This window comes from Desulfovirgula thermocuniculi DSM 16036, from assembly GCF_000429345.1.
GTDB lineage: Bacteria > Bacillota > Desulfotomaculia > Desulfotomaculales > Desulfovirgulaceae > Desulfovirgula > Desulfovirgula thermocuniculi.
Genome location: NZ_KE386887.1, coordinates 61,393 through 77,718 on the forward strand (window position 1 = coordinate 61,393; position 16,326 = coordinate 77,718).

Annotated in this window: 19 protein-coding genes, 1 pseudogene and 1 riboswitch; all 20 genes and pseudogenes read right to left on the bottom strand. The window is 59.3% G+C overall.

Annotated elements, in window-relative coordinates; all coding sequences use genetic code 11:
* Positions 1-27: 27 nt before the first annotated feature.
* A complete protein-coding gene (locus tag G454_RS0115625; RefSeq protein ID WP_035108150.1) occupies positions 28-552 on the bottom strand; it encodes a prepilin-type N-terminal cleavage/methylation domain-containing protein in 525 nt (174 codons plus the stop codon).
* An 89-nt stretch (positions 553-641) separates the two neighbouring features.
* Positions 642-1,862 (bottom strand): type II secretion system F family protein, encoded by a 1,221-nt coding sequence (locus G454_RS0115630; protein ID WP_027719302.1) that lies wholly within the window; start codon positions 1,860-1,862, stop codon positions 642-644.
* A 68-nt stretch (positions 1,863-1,930) separates the two neighbouring features.
* Positions 1,931-2,019: riboswitch (cyclic di-GMP riboswitch) on the bottom strand.
* Between the two features lie 69 nt (positions 2,020-2,088).
* Positions 2,089-3,174, bottom strand: a complete 1,086-nt coding sequence (locus G454_RS0115640) for a type IV pilus twitching motility protein PilT (RefSeq protein ID WP_027719303.1) — start codon at positions 3,172-3,174, stop codon at positions 2,089-2,091.
* 19 nt (positions 3,175-3,193) lie between these two features.
* Positions 3,194-4,891, bottom strand: a complete 1,698-nt coding sequence (locus tag G454_RS0115645) for a GspE/PulE family protein (RefSeq protein ID WP_027719304.1) — start codon at positions 4,889-4,891, stop codon at positions 3,194-3,196.
* A gap of 13 nt (positions 4,892-4,904) precedes the next feature.
* A complete protein-coding gene (locus G454_RS0115650) occupies positions 4,905-5,663 on the bottom strand; it encodes a prepilin peptidase (protein WP_027719305.1) in 759 nt (252 codons plus the stop codon).
* Between the two features lie 24 nt (positions 5,664-5,687).
* Complete coding sequence (locus tag G454_RS0115655; protein ID WP_051276593.1) at positions 5,688-6,266, bottom strand: Uma2 family endonuclease; 579 nt, start codon at positions 6,264-6,266, stop codon at positions 5,688-5,690.
* Positions 6,267-6,298: 32 nt separating this feature from the next.
* A complete protein-coding gene (gene aroB / locus G454_RS0115660; protein ID WP_035108151.1) occupies positions 6,299-7,402 on the bottom strand; it encodes a 3-dehydroquinate synthase in 1,104 nt (367 codons plus the stop codon).
* An 8-nt stretch (positions 7,403-7,410) separates the two neighbouring features.
* Positions 7,411-7,944, bottom strand: coding sequence for a shikimate kinase (locus tag G454_RS0115665; protein WP_027719308.1), 534 nt, complete (start codon positions 7,942-7,944; stop codon positions 7,411-7,413).
* Between the two features lie 16 nt (positions 7,945-7,960).
* Positions 7,961-8,845: a shikimate dehydrogenase gene (gene aroE, locus G454_RS0115670; protein ID WP_027719309.1), complete on the bottom strand. Its 885-nt coding sequence runs from the start codon at positions 8,843-8,845 to the stop codon at positions 7,961-7,963.
* A gap of 38 nt (positions 8,846-8,883) precedes the next feature.
* Positions 8,884-9,624: a type I 3-dehydroquinate dehydratase gene (aroD, locus tag G454_RS0115675; RefSeq protein WP_169719390.1), complete on the bottom strand. Its 741-nt coding sequence runs from the start codon at positions 9,622-9,624 to the stop codon at positions 8,884-8,886.
* Between the two features lie 93 nt (positions 9,625-9,717).
* On the bottom strand, positions 9,718-10,242 hold the full coding sequence (locus tag G454_RS0115680; protein ID WP_027719311.1) for a shikimate kinase: 525 nt from the start codon (positions 10,240-10,242) through the stop codon (positions 9,718-9,720).
* A 12-nt stretch (positions 10,243-10,254) separates the two neighbouring features.
* Entirely contained in the window at positions 10,255-11,442 is a 1,188-nt protein-coding gene (gene aroC / locus G454_RS0115685) for a chorismate synthase (protein ID WP_027719312.1), read from the bottom strand.
* 79 nt (positions 11,443-11,521) lie between these two features.
* On the bottom strand, positions 11,522-12,043 hold the full coding sequence (locus tag G454_RS0115690; protein ID WP_027719313.1) for a YqeG family HAD IIIA-type phosphatase: 522 nt from the start codon (positions 12,041-12,043) through the stop codon (positions 11,522-11,524).
* The gene (mobA, locus tag G454_RS19850) at positions 12,037-12,603 is read right to left on the bottom strand and encodes a molybdenum cofactor guanylyltransferase (protein WP_281168487.1); all 567 of its coding nucleotides are present in this window, start codon (positions 12,601-12,603) and stop codon (positions 12,037-12,039) included. Before mobA ends, G454_RS0115690 begins: the two co-directional genes overlap by 7 nt.
* A gap of 60 nt (positions 12,604-12,663) precedes the next feature.
* Positions 12,664-13,047, bottom strand: a complete 384-nt coding sequence (locus G454_RS0115700) for a DnaJ family domain-containing protein (RefSeq protein ID WP_027719314.1) — start codon at positions 13,045-13,047, stop codon at positions 12,664-12,666.
* Between the two features lie 25 nt (positions 13,048-13,072).
* Positions 13,073-13,177 (bottom strand): annotated as a pseudogene (locus tag G454_RS22970) (CRISPR-associated endoribonuclease Cas6); the annotation flags it as partial.
* A gap of 96 nt (positions 13,178-13,273) precedes the next feature.
* Positions 13,274-13,741 (bottom strand): Hsp20/alpha crystallin family protein, encoded by a 468-nt coding sequence (locus tag G454_RS0115705; protein WP_027719315.1) that lies wholly within the window; start codon positions 13,739-13,741, stop codon positions 13,274-13,276.
* A gap of 20 nt (positions 13,742-13,761) precedes the next feature.
* On the bottom strand, positions 13,762-14,421 hold the full coding sequence (locus G454_RS0115710; RefSeq protein ID WP_027719316.1) for an MBL fold metallo-hydrolase: 660 nt from the start codon (positions 14,419-14,421) through the stop codon (positions 13,762-13,764).
* 21 nt (positions 14,422-14,442) lie between these two features.
* Complete coding sequence (locus G454_RS19855; RefSeq protein ID WP_051276599.1) at positions 14,443-15,006, bottom strand: metallophosphoesterase family protein; 564 nt, start codon at positions 15,004-15,006, stop codon at positions 14,443-14,445.
* A 114-nt stretch (positions 15,007-15,120) separates the two neighbouring features.
* Entirely contained in the window at positions 15,121-16,086 is a 966-nt protein-coding gene (locus G454_RS19860; protein ID WP_051276601.1) for an ADP-ribosylglycohydrolase family protein, read from the bottom strand.
* Positions 16,087-16,326 lie beyond the last annotated feature (240 nt).

Consider the following 16,326-nt stretch of genomic DNA (forward strand, 5'->3'; position numbering starts at 1 on the left):
CTTCAAACACCCTTTTAAAATGCCATACTACTGATCTTTTGAAATCAAGATACATACTACATTACTTGAATTAACTTTTACCACATCAGAACCTAGATCCGTTTGCAACTGCTTTGCCGCACTCGTCGGATTACTACTTGCTCCAGGTACATTTGTTAATTCCAGCCAGCGAGCTGGATTACCCCAACCTAAATCCCCGCTATTTCCATTTTTATACGTATACGTCCCGCCCCACGGGTTCTTGCTCGGCCAGCGCTCAAGGTAGGGGCCGTTCCAGCCGTTGTAACCAGACTGGGGTTGTGTCACGAGATAAGCATCTGCAGGAGGGCTTGTTTCATTATTACTAAGTGGCCACTTCCCAGTATCCGTATAAAAATTCAACACCGCCGCTTTAATCGCCTTATAATCCGCCTCTGCCGCCGCCACCTTGCCTTTTTCGATAGCCTTGAAGGCGTTGGGGGTGATGATGGCGGCCAGGATGCCAATGATGGCGATGACCACTAATAGTTCCACCAGGGTAAAACCGCGGTTGTTCCTCAGCTTCCTGTACATTATGTAACCTCCTTCGAAATTTTTATCTCCAGCCTTTACACTGCTGCTTTTTAGCTGGTATTGTGGACTCATGATACAGTTTATCTCCTTCACTTACCCAGGCCCTGCATGATGCTGGTGAACATTGGGAGGAGAACGGAAAGTACGATGAAGCCTACCACACCTCCCAGGCACACAATCAGCACGGGCTCGATGATGCCGGAGAGCCGCCCCACGGTGATGTTCACTTCCTGGTCGTAAAAGGCGGCCACCTTGTCCAGCAGGGCGTCCAGGTTGCCGGTCTCCTCCCCCACGGCCACCATGCGGATGACCAGGGGCGGAAAGATGCCCGTCTCTTCCAGGGGGCGGGCCAGACCCTGTCCCTCGCGCACGCTCTCCCGCGCCCTATCCAGGCCGCGCGACATAACCTGGTTGCCCACCGTACGCTTGACCACTTCCAAAGCCTGCATTACCGCCACGCCGCTGCGCAGTAATGCCGCCAGCGTGCGCGCAAAGCGGGCGATAATTATCTTCCTGGCCAGCGAACCAAAGATGGGCAGCCTCAAAATCACCCGGTCCCAAAGCTCCCGCCCCCGTGGCGAGCCCCGCACCCTCCTTAAACCCAGTGCCCCCGCCACGGCAATAAGGGGAAGAAGAAACCACCACCTGCGGGCGGCATCGCTGGCCGCCATCAGCATCCTTGTGGGCAGGGGCAACGGCACCCCCAGGTTTTGGATGGTGCCGATGATGGGCGGCAGGACAAAGGTGAGCATAAAGGTGAGGATGACCGCCGCAAAGCCAAGCACCACAGACGGGTAGGTGAGGGCAGATTTCACTTTCTCCCTTAACTCGTGTTCTCTCTCAAAGTGGACCGCCAGGTTGGCCAGCACCTCGTCCAGGACACCGCCCACTTCCCCGGCCTCCACCATGCTGACAAAAAGCTCAGGGAAGGCCTGGGGATAGGCGCCAAAAGATTCGGCTAGGGAACGCCCCTCTTCAAGCCGCGCCACCACCCCCCGCACCACTTCCCGGAGAGCCCTCCCTTCCACCTGCAGTTCCAGGATGCGCATGGCTCCCACCAGGGGCACGCCGGAGCTGACCAGGGTGGAAAGCTGGCGGCAAAACAGGGCCAGTTCCTTTAGCTTCACGCGATGCGCGACAGCAGGACGCCTTACGGTCAGCTTCGGCGCCGCCATTACGGGTCGCAACTGCACCACCAAGAGGCCCTGTGCCTGCAGGAGCCTGGCCGCCTCGCGCAGGCCCCCGGCATCGAGGCGGCCCGTTACCAGCTTACCTTCCCTATCTCTTGCCCGGTAGGCGTAGGTGGGCAAGGCTTACCTCACCACCTCCTGCAAAATAAAAATTCCAAGCGCCCGCTTGGAAGTGTGTGCCGGAAAAGTTCGGCAGCCCGGCTGCCCTGGCGGGTCTCCCCGCTTTAGGCCCGCGGCTTTGCGCCCCTGCCTTTCGGCAGGTTTGCTTTTTCGCTTTTGCCGCACCCTTCCTTAAAAAACATGATACAAAGGAGCAAACCCCCAGTCAACAACCAGCTAACCACTTTTATAACATTTTCGCTAAACTTTCGGCATCTACCGCCCTGGCCAGGGCCTCCTCCCTGGAAACAATCCCCTCTCGTACGAGGCCGCGCAGGGCCATGTCCAGGGTCTGCATACCGTATCGGGCTCCGGTCTGCAGGTGGGAAATGATCTGGTGGGTTTTCCCTTCCCGGATGAGGTTGCGGATGGCCGGGGTGGCCACCAGGATCTCCAAGGCCACCACCCGCCCGGGGCGGTCCTTCCTGGGGAGCAGCTGCTGGGCGATGATGCCCTCCAGGACGTTGGACAGCTGCAGGCGGATTTGCTGCTGCTGGTGGGGCGGGAAAACGTCGATGATGCGGTCAATGGTTTGAGGTGCGCCGGGGGTATGGAGGGTGGCCAGCACTAGGTGGCCGGTTTCGGCAGCGGTGACGGCAGTGGCAATGGTCTCCAGATCCCGCATCTCCCCCACCAGAATGACGTCGGGATCCTCCCGCAGCGCCGCGCGCAGGGCCGCGGCAAAAGAAAGGGAGTCGCGACCTATTTCCCGCTGGTTAACTATACTTTTCTTGTGCACGTGCAGGTATTCAATGGGGTCCTCCAAGGTAATGATATGCAGCCGCTTTTCGCTGTTGATGAGGTCGATCATGGCCGCCAGGGTGGTGGACTTACCGCTGCCCGTGGGACCGGTGACCAGGACAAGGCCCCGCGGTCGCCGGGCCAGCTGGGCCACTACCTCGGGCAACCCCAGTTCCTCAAAAGAAGGAATGCGTCCCGGAATGAGGCGGATGGAGAGGGCCACCGTGCCGCGCTGCTTGAAGGCATTTACGCGGAAGCGACCTAACCCCTCCACGGCATAAGGTAGATCGACCTCCCCCACCTGCATGAGCTTTTGAAAGCGTTCCTCGTCCATCAGCTGGCGGGCAAGGTCTTCGGTGTGCTGCGCGGTGAGAGCGAAAAGCCATTCCCGTCCCGGCAATCCCGCGGTGTCCAGCTCATCGGCGGCCACCAGTTTGCCGTGGATGCGGAATACGGGGGGCTTGCCCACCGTAAGATGGACATCGGAAGCGTGCAGTTCAAACGCCAGGCGCAGGAGATCCTCGGCACGCATTTCCCTCCCAGGACACCCCCTACCACTCGGAATAGGCCACGCGCATGACCTCATCCAGGGAAGTGATCCCCTGCCGGACCTTTTCCAGGCCGTCTTCCTTCAGCGGGATCATCCCCTCGGCCAGAGCCTGCTCCCTGATCGCGTCCGCCGGAGCCTTCCCGTTGACCAGCTCCCTTATGGCCCTGGTAACCAGGAGCACCTCCTGGATACCGGTACGCCCCTGGTAGCCCACCTGGCGGCAGTGGCGGCAGCCTGTGGCGCGGTAAAGGGTTACCGGTTCGTCCGGCGCCAGTCCCATAAAGTACCTCTCCGGCGAGTCACGGTCCGGCCAGTAAGGCTCCCGGCAGTGGGGGCAGAGCAGGCGCACCAATCGTTGGGAAACCACGCCCACCACCGACGAGGCCACGAGAAAGGGCTCCACCCCCATGTCTATGAGGCGGGTAAGGGCCCCGGCGGCATCATTGGTGTGCAGGCTGGAGAGCACCAGGTGTCCCGTGGTGGCCGCACGCACGGCTATTTGGGCCGTTTCCGCATCCCGGATCTCGCCCACCATGATGATGTCGGGGTCCTGGCGGAGTATGGAGCGCAGACCGGTGGCAAATGTTAAACCGGCCTTAACGTTAATCTGGATCTGGTTGATGCCGCGCAGGACGTACTCCACCGGATCCTCAATGGTCACAATGTGACGCTCGGGTGAGTTTAAGCGTGCCAGGAGGGCATACAGGGTGGTGGTCTTGCCGCTGCCGGTGGGGCCGGTTATGAGGATCATCCCCGCAGTGGCACGGGCAATCTCATAAAAGCGGTGGAGGTTGTACGGGCTGAAGCCGAGTTGCTCCACGGTCAACAGCCGGCCGGTCTTATAGAGCAGCCTCAGGGCCAGCTTTTCCCCGTGGACGACCGGGACGGTGGAGACCCGCACGTCAATTTCCTGGTCCCCGTATTTTGCCTGGAAGCGCCCGTCCTGCGGCAGACGTTTTTCGGCTATGTCCATGGCCGCCAGCACCTTAACCCTGGCCACCAGCGAAGCCCTCACCTGCCGCGGCAGCGTCATGGCCTCCCTCAGGAGGCCGTCCACGCGGTAGCGCACCAGCACCCGATCCTCCTGCGGCTCGATGTGGATGTCGCTGGCCTTTTCCGCCACCGCCTGGGCGATTATGGTGTTGACGAGCCGCACCACCGGCGCCTCATCAGGGGTAACCTCCTCACCGGCCACCAGCGCCAGGGGCTGTGCCTCCCCTTCCTCCCGCAGCGGGGCACGACCAAAGGCCTGTTCCACAAAACTAAGCCCGAAAACCTTCTCCAGCGCGGCCTCGATCTCTTCCTCCCGCGCCAGCACGGGCTCTATTTCCAGCCCGCTGGCCAGCCGCAGGTCATCCAGGGCCACCACGTTTAAGGGGTCGGACATGGCCACAATTACCCGCCGGCCTTCTCTCTTGAGGGGCAGAACTTTATGCCGACGCAAAACGGACTCGGGGAAAGACTTGACCAGCACTGGATCAATTTTATCGCTAAGAGAAACCTGGGGTATGCCCAGCTGCACTTCCAGGGTCTTCAAAATATCGTCTTCCGTCACCAGGCCCATGTTAACCAGGACCTTCCCCAGGCGCTCCCCGGTCCGCTTCTGCACCCCGAGGGCCTGCTCCAGCTGCTCGGGGGTTATTAACTTTGCCGCCAGGAGTAAGTCGCCCAAGCGCTTTCTGGCACCGTGCACCGCCACGCAGAGCCACCACCTAAGGCAAAAAAGACACGTACCAGGAGATAACCTCTTCTCCGGCCATTACGGCCAGAAACGACCCCGCGGCCAGGAAGGGGCCGAAGGGCACCACCGCCTTGAGGTTTTGGCGGGTGGCGTAAACCCAGAGGAGCCCGGCTGCCGCCCCCAGGAGGAAGGAGAAGAACAAGGCCACAATCACCTTTTGCCACCCCAGGTAAAGGCCCATGACCAGGGCCAGCTTCACGTCCCCGCCGCCCATGCCCCCCCGGGAGAGGAGAGCCACGAAGAAGAGCAGGCCGCCGGCTAAAATAGCTCCTAGAAGGCCATCCTTTAAAGCCCCGGTGCCCTGCAGGGCGACCAAAATCACCCCTGCCCCCAGAGCAAAAAAATTCAGCCGGTCGGGGATGATGCGGTGCTCCAGGTCAATGAAGGCAGCGGCCACTAGAACGGTAAAGAAGACCAACTGGGCGGCAGCAGGCAGGTTGAGGCCGTACTTCCAGCCAATTAACAGGAAACCGGTCCCGGTTAAAACTTCCACTAGAGGATAACGGGGGGAGATGGCCCTGCCGCAGTGGCGGCACCTGCCCCGCAGGAAAAGGTAGCTCAGCACGGGGATTAAATCGAGGGGCTTTAAGCGGGCACCGCACGCCGGGCAGTGGGAGGGCGGTGCCGCCAGGGATATTCCCCGGGGCAGCCGGTAAATGCAGGCGTTTAAAAAGCTGCCTACACAGAGGCCGAGGACAAATAAAAAGGGCAGGTAGTATGCAGCCGGCAAGCTCGTTTACCCCTTTTAAACACTCTAAGGCATCTCGGCAAATACTTCTTCCAGCTCAACGGCAAACCCCTCGATAATGCGGGACTCCACCTTTCCCGTCCCCTCGGCCTTGGCTATTAAGGTAAATCGGCCGCCCTCACCGCCGTATACCTCAATACTTTTTTCCATAGGGTCCACAATCCAGTATTCCTTCACACCGCAGCGGGCGTATACCTTAAATTTGTGGCGCAGGTCGTAGTAGGCGGTGGAGGGGGAAAGGATTTCCACCACCAGGTCGGGAGCCCCCTCAATCTTTTCCGCTCCAATTATAAAAAACCTCTCCCTAGAGATAAAAACAATATCGGGTTGCAATACTTCCGTTTCCTGGAGGTAAACGTCCACAGGGGCAAAATAGACCGCCCCCGTTCCCTTTTCCTCCACAAAATTGGCCATTTTTACCCCCAGGCGCCTTAAAATCGCCTGGTGGCGCGGAGTGGGCGCAGGGGTCATCACCAGCTTGCCTCCTATCAACTGATAAGGTGCCCCCTCGGGAAGCTGAGCATAGTCGGCATAGGTATAGATTTCTTTATAAGGGATTTGCACCCGGGAAAAGGGCGTGTTCATCTGCCAGCACCTCTCTGCTAGAGCCGCTTTGGTCAATTATAGCACAAACGCAAAACCCGCCGCACCGCCTCTTCCGGCACGTCCCGCACGATTTCCACCTTCCCGATCTCCACCGGCAGCACAAAGGTGAGCCGCCCGGAGAGCACCTTCTTATCCCGGCGCATGAAGGCCAAAAGCTCCTCCGGCGAAATCCCGCCCGGCAGGCCCACCGGCAGGCCCACCCTGCGGAGCAGGTCCACAAGGCGCGCGGCCTCTTCCTCCGCCAGCATCCCCAGGTACACCGCCAGCCGTGCCGCCGCCGCCATGCCCACGGCCACCGCCTCGCCGTGGCGCCAGGCGGTGTAGCCGGTGGCGGCTTCTAAAGCGTGGCCCAGGGTGTGCCCGAAGTTAAGCACGGCCCGGCGCCCCTCCTCCCGCTCGTCCTCCTCCACCACCTGCGCTTTAATGCGCACTGAAGCGGCTACGGCATGGACCAGCGCCGCCGGTTCTAAGGCCAGGAGGCGCTCCGCGTTTTCCTCCAGCCAGGCGAAAAAGAGAGGATCGGCAATGACCCCGTACTTGATGACCTCCGCCAGGCCGGATCGTACTTCCCGCGGGGGAAGAGTTTTAAGCGTCTCCACGTCCGCCAGCACCAGGCGGGGCTGGTAAAAGGCGCCGATAATGTTTTTCCCCCGGGGGTGGTTGACGGCCACCTTGCCCCCTACGCTGGAGTCCACCTGGGCCAGCAGCGTGGTGGGCAGCTGAACGTAGGGCACCCCCCGCAGGTAGGTGGCGGCCATAAAGCCGGCCAGGTCCCCCACCACTCCTCCCCCTAGGGCCAGCACGGGCGAGCGCCGGTCCAGCTCGTGTTCGTAGGCCAGGTCGTAAAGCTCCGCCGCCGTGGCCAGGCTCTTGTGCTCTTCGCCGTCGGGTATTTCGGCCCGCACCACCTCAAAGCCGGCCCTGGCCAAAGACTTCTCTGCCAGGGGCGCGTAAAGCCGGGCGGCGGTGGTATTCGTCACCAGGAGGGCCCGGGGCGTGAAATCCCGGCCTGAAAGGAAGTGGCCCAGCCTGGAAAGAAGGCGAGGGCCGATTATTACCTCGTACGCTCTCTCCCCTAGGTTAACGGTAATTTTCTCCTCCGGGAAAAGACCCATGGCACACCTTACCGCGGTTCGCGGTAATTTTTGAGGTAGTTTAAGATGAGCTTTGCCGCTTCCTCAACGCTAAATCTCCCCGTATCCACGACAAACTCGGCCACGTTGTAGGCGTCCTTTCTTTCGGCCAGAAGCTCCTTAATGCGCTTGAGTACATCCCGGTGGCCTTCCAAAAGAGGCCGCCCGTTTTTAACGCATATCCTCTGGTAGATGACTTCCGGAGGCGCCTTTAACAGGATGAGGACGCCGTTTTCCTTAAGCGCCTTTACGTTTTCGGGCCTTAAGACCACTCCGCCGCCGGTCGTGATGACGAGATTTTGCTGGGCGGCAACCTCCCTGACCACCGCGCTTTCGATTTCCCGGAAGTAGCCTTCACCGTACTGGGAAAAGATCTGGGAGATGGTCTTTCCCGTACGCCGCTCTATTTCCTCATCCGTGTCCACCAGTTTCCTCCGCAGGCGCGCCGCCAGTTCCCGTCCTACCGTAGTCTTGCCGGTGGCCATGAAGCCGATGAGGACGATGTTTCTGGATGTCTCTAACATCTCACGTCCCGCCTTCCTAAGGCAAAACACGGCGCATAACGTTGAGGGGAGCCGCTCTATTTGTCCAGAGCTCAAAGGCCATGGCCCCCTGGTAGAGAAGCATTCCCATGCCGTTTTGAACCCTGGCACCGTGTTTTGCCGCCTCTTGCAGGAAAAGCGTGCGGGGAGGGTTGTAGATTATGTCCACCACCAGGTGCCTTTCACCCAGCGCTTCATATGGGAAGGAAGGGCAGACGTCCTCCCTGGGGTGCATCCCCAGCGACGTCGTCTGCACCACCAGGTCGGCCGAAGCTACCGCCTCTTTTAAAGCCTCACCATCTTCCCAAACTTGCTCCTCTCCGGTGGGATTCCAGGCAACGGCATTACTGCCGGCAGGGGTCTTTTCACTTATCACCTCTGCCAGCTTGCGGGCCTTTTCAAAAGTCCGGTTGGCAATGATAACTTCTTTTGCCCCGGCCAGGGCCAGGTACACGGCAACGGCCTTTGCCGCTCCCCCGGCGCCGAGCACAAGCACCCGCTTGCCCTTAACTGCAAAGCCCACCTCGGTTTCCAGGTGCCTTACGAACCCTGCCCCGTCGGTATTGTAGCCCTTCAACCTGTCCCCCTGGCGCACCACGGTATTTACCGCACCGGCCAGCCTGGCCCCCTCATCCAGCTCGTCCAGGTAGTTGACCACATTTTCCTTGTGGGGGTGGGTTACGTTAAAGCCCACAAAGCCAAGGGCCCGCAGCCCGGCAACGGCCCGCTCCAGATCCTGCGGTAAAACGTTAAAGGGGATGTAAACGTAATCCAGGCCCAAGTGTTGAAAGGCGGTGTTATGCATTTTGGGAGAGAGCGTATGTTCCAGGGGGTAACCGATCAAACCACAGGGCCGCGTCCGGCCACTTATGTTAAGGATCATTATACGCTAACCCCTCCCGCCGGTCTACCTACAACTTGCTAAAATAATGCCTCCATTGCACGGCGCAGCTTATCAATGGGGATCTGCCCGGGAGCAGAGGCCAAACCTCCCACCGCAAACGTCACATCCGAACCGAACAAGAAGCCGCCCACCCTGCTTATCACACCGAGCTTGCCCATGGCCAAGGCAATTAGCGGGATATCCAGTTCCCTCCTGGCCCGCAAACTCGCTTCAAAAAGCCTTAAGACATCTCCCGGTTCCTGCGGCATAACCGCAACTTTGGCAATACTACCGCCCAATTTTTGAGCCATATTCATTTTTTCATAAATTGCGTCCGCAGAGGGCGTACTTTCAAAGTTATGGTAGGATAGGATGGTGGCCATTCCTTTTTCGCCGGCTTTGTTAACAACCTCTTTTACTGCTTCAGCACCCGATGATAACTCAATGTCGATTACATCCGGGACGTTGCTGGCAACAGCTTCCAAAATAAGGGTAAGCCTTTCCTCTAAAGGAATCTCCTGGGCCCCGCCTTCGGCCTTTGCCCGCAGGGTAAAAATTACGGGGATCTTCCCGGCAATTTCTTCCAAGATACTCAGTGCGTTTCTTAAAAGCCGCGCGTCTCTTATGCCCCGGTAAAAGTCGGCCCTCCATTCAATCAAATCCGGATTTACCGCCGCGTTTTTATGAGCCTGCTCGATAAGGGATTTTTCATCTTCGGCTACAACCGGCACACAAATGAGGGGCCTTTCACCTCCTATAACAACTTCTCCAACTTTCACCGGTTTCCTGGCCACCAAACGCATAAAAATCCTCTCCTCGTTTCCGGCCAAATAAAAAGGCCCTTGCGAGCCCCAGAAAGCTTAACCTGCCATTTATTGGATGCCGTACTTTTCCCGCAGGAAGCCCAGGATTTTCTCCACCGATTCCTCCACGGTGTGGGCACCGGTATCGACAGTAAACTCGGCCACCTGGTACGCCGCGCCGTGTTTCTCCATCAGCTCCTTTATGCGCGAGAGGAGGTCGCTGCTCCCCTCCAGGAGGGGCCTGTTTTTCTTGCGCTTCACCCGGCGGTATATTACCTCCGGGTCGGCAGTCAGCAGGATGAGGATGCCGCTTTCCTTCAGGAGGCGCACGTTTTCCGGGTTCAGCACCACCCCGCCGCCGGTAGCCACCACCAGGTTTTCCCTGGAGGCCACTTTTTTCACCATCAAGGCCTCCTCGGAGCGAAACCGCCTCTCACCGTACTTGGCGAAGAGCTGGGCAATGGTCTTACCGGTAATCCTCTCGATTTCTTCATCGGTATCGACAAACTCGCGGTTCAGCCGCGCCGCCAGGCGTCGCCCGATGGCGCTCTTACCGGTGCCCATGAAACCTATGAGAACGATGTTCTTGTTCATAGCTCCATCACCCTACCGCGTCCTTTCCCTTAAATAGGCCAGGTATTGCCGGTAATTCCTCTTGACCTCCTCCAGGGAATCCCCGCCGAACTTCTCCAAAAAGGCCACGGCCAGCTCCCAGGCCACGGCGGCTTCGCCCACCACGCAGGCCGCCGGTACGGCACAGACGTCGGAGCGCTCCACCGCAGCCTCGTAAGCCTCCTTGGTTTCCAGGTCCACGCTGCGCAGCGGCCTGCGCAGGGTGGGAATGGGCTTCATGGCCGCACGCACCACCAGCGGCTCGCCGTTGGTCACCCCTCCTTCAAGGCCCCCGGCCCGGTTGGTCAGGCGGTAAAAGCCTTCCCCGGGGCGGTGGAAGATCTCATCGTGTACCTGCGAGCCGGGTAAGGCCGCCGCAGCAAACCCCAGGCCGATTTCTACCCCTTTAATGGCCTGGATGCTCATGAGGGCCCGCGCCAGGCGGCCGTCCAAGCGCCGGTCCCAGTGGGCGTAGCTTCCCAGTCCCGGTGGCAAGCCGTAGGCGCGGATCTCAAAAACACCGCCCAGGGAGTCCCCGGCCTCGCGGGCCATATCTATCTCCCGCATCATGGCCTGCGCCGCTTCTTCGTGCGCGCAGTAAACCGGGGAAGACTCGATTGCCCGGCGCAGGCGCGCGATCTCTTCCCCGGAGGCACCCCGCCCCAGGGGTAGCTCCGGCGCCTCCACGCGCCCGATGCGGGTCACCTGGCCGATGATCTCCACGCCCAACTCTTCCAGGAGGCGGCGCGCCAGGGCGCCCGCCGCCACCCTGGCCGCCGTCTCGCGGGCGCTGGCGCGCTCCAACACGTTCCTTATATCCCGGTGAGCGTATTTCAAGGCCCCGGCCAGATCAGCGTGCCCGGGGCGCGGCCTGGTGACTACCTGCCGGTCGAGGCGCGCTTCGGGCCCGGGACCCATTACCTCCTGCCAGCTGGCATAATCGCGGTTCTCGATATATACGGCCACCGGACTGCCCAGAGTCAGCCCGCCCCTGACGCCGGCCAGAAAGCGCGCGCGGTCCTGTTCAATTTGCATGCGGGCGCCCCTGCCGTAACCTCCCTGGCGCCGGGCCAGCTCGCGGCCTACGTATTCTTCCGTAACCGGCAGCCCGGAAGGCAGCCCCTCTACGACCACCGTTAAGCCGGGGCCGTGGGACTCCCCGGCCGACAGGTAACGAAGCAAAAAAGCCACCCCCTGAAAACACGGCTTAAAGCCCGTCAGGTTGAGGGCGCAAATTTAAAGCGCCCGCTTACCGGACAATTCATGTCAGGTCCGCCCCTTTATCCGGCCTTTGGCTCAGAAAGCAGAGCACCAAACGCTCCAGGGGCCGGGTGACCAGGCTGGTGGCCCAAAAATCCCGCCCCTGCAGGGGCACCACGAGGATGGTGTAAAGGCCGAGCCTGTTCCCCCCCAGGACGTCGGTAAAAAGCTGGTCGCCTATCACCGCCGTCTCCGCTGGGCCCACCCCCAGCAAGCCCATGGCCTGCAGGAAGGGGCGCTTGAAGGGCTTTATGGCCCGGGGCACGGCAGGTATGGAAAGCGAGGAGGCCAGCGACAGCACCCGCGCCGAGGTGTTGTTGGAGACAATACAGAGCTTAAAACCCCTCTCCCTGGCCCCTTCCAACCACCGCACCACTTCCTCCGGGCAGCGGTCCTCGTCCCGCGGAACCAGGGTGTTGTCCAGGTCGAGGAGGAGGGCGCAAATGCCCTTTTGACGCAGGTCGTTTAAATCGATGTCCGCCAGTTTGGCCACGTACTGCCGCGGGCAGAGCAGCTTTAGCATTCTTCCTCCCGGAGCGCCCGCTCCAAATCCTGCGGGGTGTTAACGTTAAAAAAAGCTTTCCCCACGTCGGCCATACCTGCGAGCTCACGGCGCTCAATATATTTTACCTTTACCAGCGGGAAAAAGTCCACCACCCTTGGCCGCATGTTTACCTTTAAGGTGTGCTCTACGGCCTGCAAACATCCTTTCCCGTAAACAGCAAAAAGGGGCTCCAGGTAAGAGCCGTCTCTCACCACCACCACGTCGTGCCCCGGAGCCTGCCGGACAAGGAAGAGGGCCAGCCCGGCATCGGCAAAGGGCATGTCACAGGCGGCCACAAAAACGTAAGGGGTGCTCACATGCACCAGCGCGGCGTGTATGCCGGCCAGGGGGCCGCGCCCGGGGTATACATCCCGTACCACCGGGAGGCCCAGGTAGGAATACTTCTCTGCATCGCCGCCCACGAGGATCATGCGCGGAAAGGCTTTCTTGAGGCGGGCGACCACCCTTTCCACCATCCTCTCCCGCCCGAAAAAGAGGGAGGCCTTATCGGTACCCATGCGCCGGCTCCCCCCTCCCACCAGGACCGCACCGGTGGCCTCCAGGACAATATTTGCGTTTTGGAAAATAATGAACCCCTCCTAGAACAGATCCCGGTAGCCAAATTTGCGGTAGATCTTTTCCCGGTACATCCTCAAAGAAGCGGAAGTGCGCTTGCGCCGCTCCATAAGGATGTTGAAGCGGAGGATTTTCTCGGAGAGCTTTTTCTTTATGGTCAGTTGCTCCTCTTCGGCGTAGCAGTAATTCAGCAATTGCTGCAAGGTAACGATTTCTTTTTTAAGCTGCATTTCCTCCGGCAGCACCCCGGCATTCTTTAAAACAATGTACCCGGCGCGCAGCTCTTCCGGCACATGGGCGAGGTCATCCAGCTTGAGGGGCTTTCCCTTACCGGGAAGGTTATCAAACTCCCCCTTCTGCATGGCCTCCCGGATCTTTTCCTCCGCTATTTTGGTTAAAATATCCACCGCCCCCACCCTCCTCAGGCACGCAACACCCGAACCCCTGCGCATTCTTGGCCCCCAGGCCGGCATCCTGCGCCACCCCCAACAGCCCGGGTTCCCCCGTAAGACGGTACGTGCCCATCCAGCCTTTTATGACCCTTTAAAATCTTCTTGCGCGGGCACCAATATTCCTCCACGCATGATAAAAATAGGGAAGGGGCGCCCCTTTCAGGGCTACCCCCGATGCAGGCTATTCCACCTTTATGTTTATTTTCTTTTCTCCCTCCCCTTTAACTTTGGGCAGGAATACTTCCAGGAGGCCGTCTTTGTAACTGGCGGATATGCGATTAATGTCGATATCACCCGGGATGTTTACCGAACGCATAAAGCTGCCGTAATACCTTTCACAAAAATAGCACTGGCTCTCCTCTACTTCTTTGGCGATTTTTCTTTCCCCCTTTATGGTCAGCACGTTGTTGGCCACCGAGACCTCAATATTGTCCTTTTCTACGCCGGGAAGCTCTGCCCTCACTATATACTTATCCTTATCCTCGTACATTTCCACCGCCGGCGCCCAGGTCACCCCTTCGGCAAAAAGCCTTTTGCCGGGCATGGGCCTGAAAAAGCTCTCCAGCCTTTCCTTCAGCTCCTCGAGCTCCTTAAAGGGGTTCCAGGGGAATACCCACCAACCGCCACCTCTGTACCTTTCTAGGGCCATTCTTTCACCCTCCTTCGTCTTCACCGTACCGGATCGAGGATGTGGACTCTGGTCAGTCCGCCTGCCAGCCGGGCAAACTTTTCGGCATCATCCCTTGTCCCCGCCACCCCGGCACCGTAATGCATGGGCACGGCGTGGGCAGGTTTTATGCGCCTTACCGCTTCCGCCGCTTCCTCGGCATCCATGACGTAGACCCCGCTGACCGGTAAAAGGGCAATGTCCACTTTCCCCAGGGAGTCCATTTCGGGAATGACATCGGTGTCTCCAGGGTGATAAATGATTTTTCCTGCCAGCTCAAGGAGGTAGCCAACCCCGCCGTAGGTCCGCGGGTGAAAGTTCTGGCGCTCCGCGCGAACATTGTAGGCTGGAACCACCTTAATCCTCAACCCTTTTACCGCCACTTCGTCTCCCGGCTTCACCTCCCGGAAAGTTCCCAACCCTTGCAGCTTACCTACCGCATTTGAGGGAGCCAGGAGCATAGCATCCGCGCCGGCCACCAAACGCACGGAAGGCACGTCGCAGTGATCGAAATGGTCGTGGCTCACCAGCACCAAATCCGCTTTTGCCGGCACGCTTTTCAAGTTATAAGGGTCGGTAGCCACCGTTTTCCCGCCGCCCTTAAGCAAGAAAGAAGCGTGCCCCAGCCAAATAACCTCCACACCCTCTACCAGCAAAGACACGCTCTCGCCTCCCTGTGTTATTTAAAAACTAAAGCGCGCGAAGCCTCCCCTAGGAGCAAAGTGTTCGGCAAAAGAAACCCCGGCGTGCAAGTCCACCAGGTAAGCCGTAACACCTTTTTCTTCCAGGGCCAACACCGCAAAGCTCGGACCATGTCCCTTCTTGTCATGTGCCTTTAAGTGGCCCGGGTTGACCCACAGCACCCCATTTTCCCAGGAGACGGCAGGCACGTGGGTGTGACCGTAAGCCACCACCTCCACTTCTCCCCGCGCTGCCACCTCCAGGGGGTTTAAGTCCCCCGGCAGGTCGTTGGCATGAGGCTCCCTGGAGTGCGTGAAGAGCACCCGGTAGCCGCCCAATTCCCTCACCAGGCGGTTTTGAATTCCCGGATCCCGGTAATGCTCGCAGTATACTCCCGGAACCTGAATAAGCTCACCCTTCCACAATTCCCTAACGGCCTCTACATCCTCACACTCATCACCCAGGTGGGCCAGCACCTCCACCCGCCAATCCTCCAACATCTTCTTTATGGCCAGGCGCAGGTTCTCCAGCTCTCCATGAGTATCGCTTACCAGGCCGAGCCTCAAGTTCCCACCACCATGATTTACATTTGCTGGAGATAAATTCTACATAAGTTACGACAGTTGTCAATATTTTTCCCCCACTTCTGGCTTTTGGTTAGGAATTCACCGCCGACCCGCTTATTCCTGCCCAAGCGCTGTTTCCCACAGTCTCACCGCCAGCTCTTCGATATAGTCCCTGTTCTCCAGTTTCGCCGTCCACTCCACAGGGATGGCCTCAATCCCCAGCCATGCACCCGATATAGCACCGGTCATGCTGGCAATAGTATCGGCATCCCCACCCAGGCCCACCGCTTCAGTCACAGCTTCCTCAAATGAGCCGGGGTGACGCAAGAAACAGCATATCGCCGCGGGTACTGAATTGAAGGCTTCAATGCCGTTGCCCAGGTGTACGGCCACTTCAGCCGGGTCGGCGGCGCCCAGAAGGTCTTTCATTTTCTCCAGTTTATCCCGGTACACCCTTTCGGTGACGAAGGCCCCCATCCTTTCCAGCAAATCCTCGGGGGAACCAGACGGCCCGTAAATCACGGCCAGAGCTACGGCAAACGCCTGCAAAGCGGCCCCTTCCTTCCCCAGGAAATGGGCGTGGGTGATCTGGGCCGACAGAAAAGCTACTTCCCGCAGCCTCACAGTATCGCGGTAGTAAAAAAGCCCCACCGGAGCAACCCTCATCGCCGCCCCGTTGCCGAAGGAGCCTCCGGGATAGATCTCCTCTGCCACGCGGTCCCAGGGCACGCCCAACTTTATCCTCTGGAACACCAGCGGGGGACCAGGCCCGTAACCCCGCCAAGGCTCCCGCTCGAAGTTCCGGATAAAAATACCGGCCATGTGGCTACCGTCGAAGCCGCGGCAGGCTATGAGGGACTCGGCCACCCCAACCGCCATGTGTGTGTCGTCGGTATATCGCAGGACCTGCCTTCTCTCTGCGGCGGCGAAAACTTCCCTTTTATCCACCGACCCGGCACCCTCAAAAGGCGCCCCCAGAGCATCCCCAAGGGCCAGCCCTACGAGGCAGCCGCGGAATTTTCCCTTCAGGACGTCCCGTCCCGACCCAGCCGCCAGGATAAGCCCCTCCTTCCCACCCATCATGGGTCTACAGATCGACCAAATACGTATTAAACTTTGGGGCACCGACACAAGAAAGCACACCCGCTCTAATCGTATAATGGCTCTATTTGAACGAACGGAGGCAATGGAGAACGGCGGGGTTGTGCTGTTGGTTTTAATCTCACAATGGTTCGATTTGAACTGAAAAGGTGTCGGCTGTAGCTGATGCAGTAACGACGTTTCAATCCCACAATGGTTCGATTTGAACCTAGACAACTG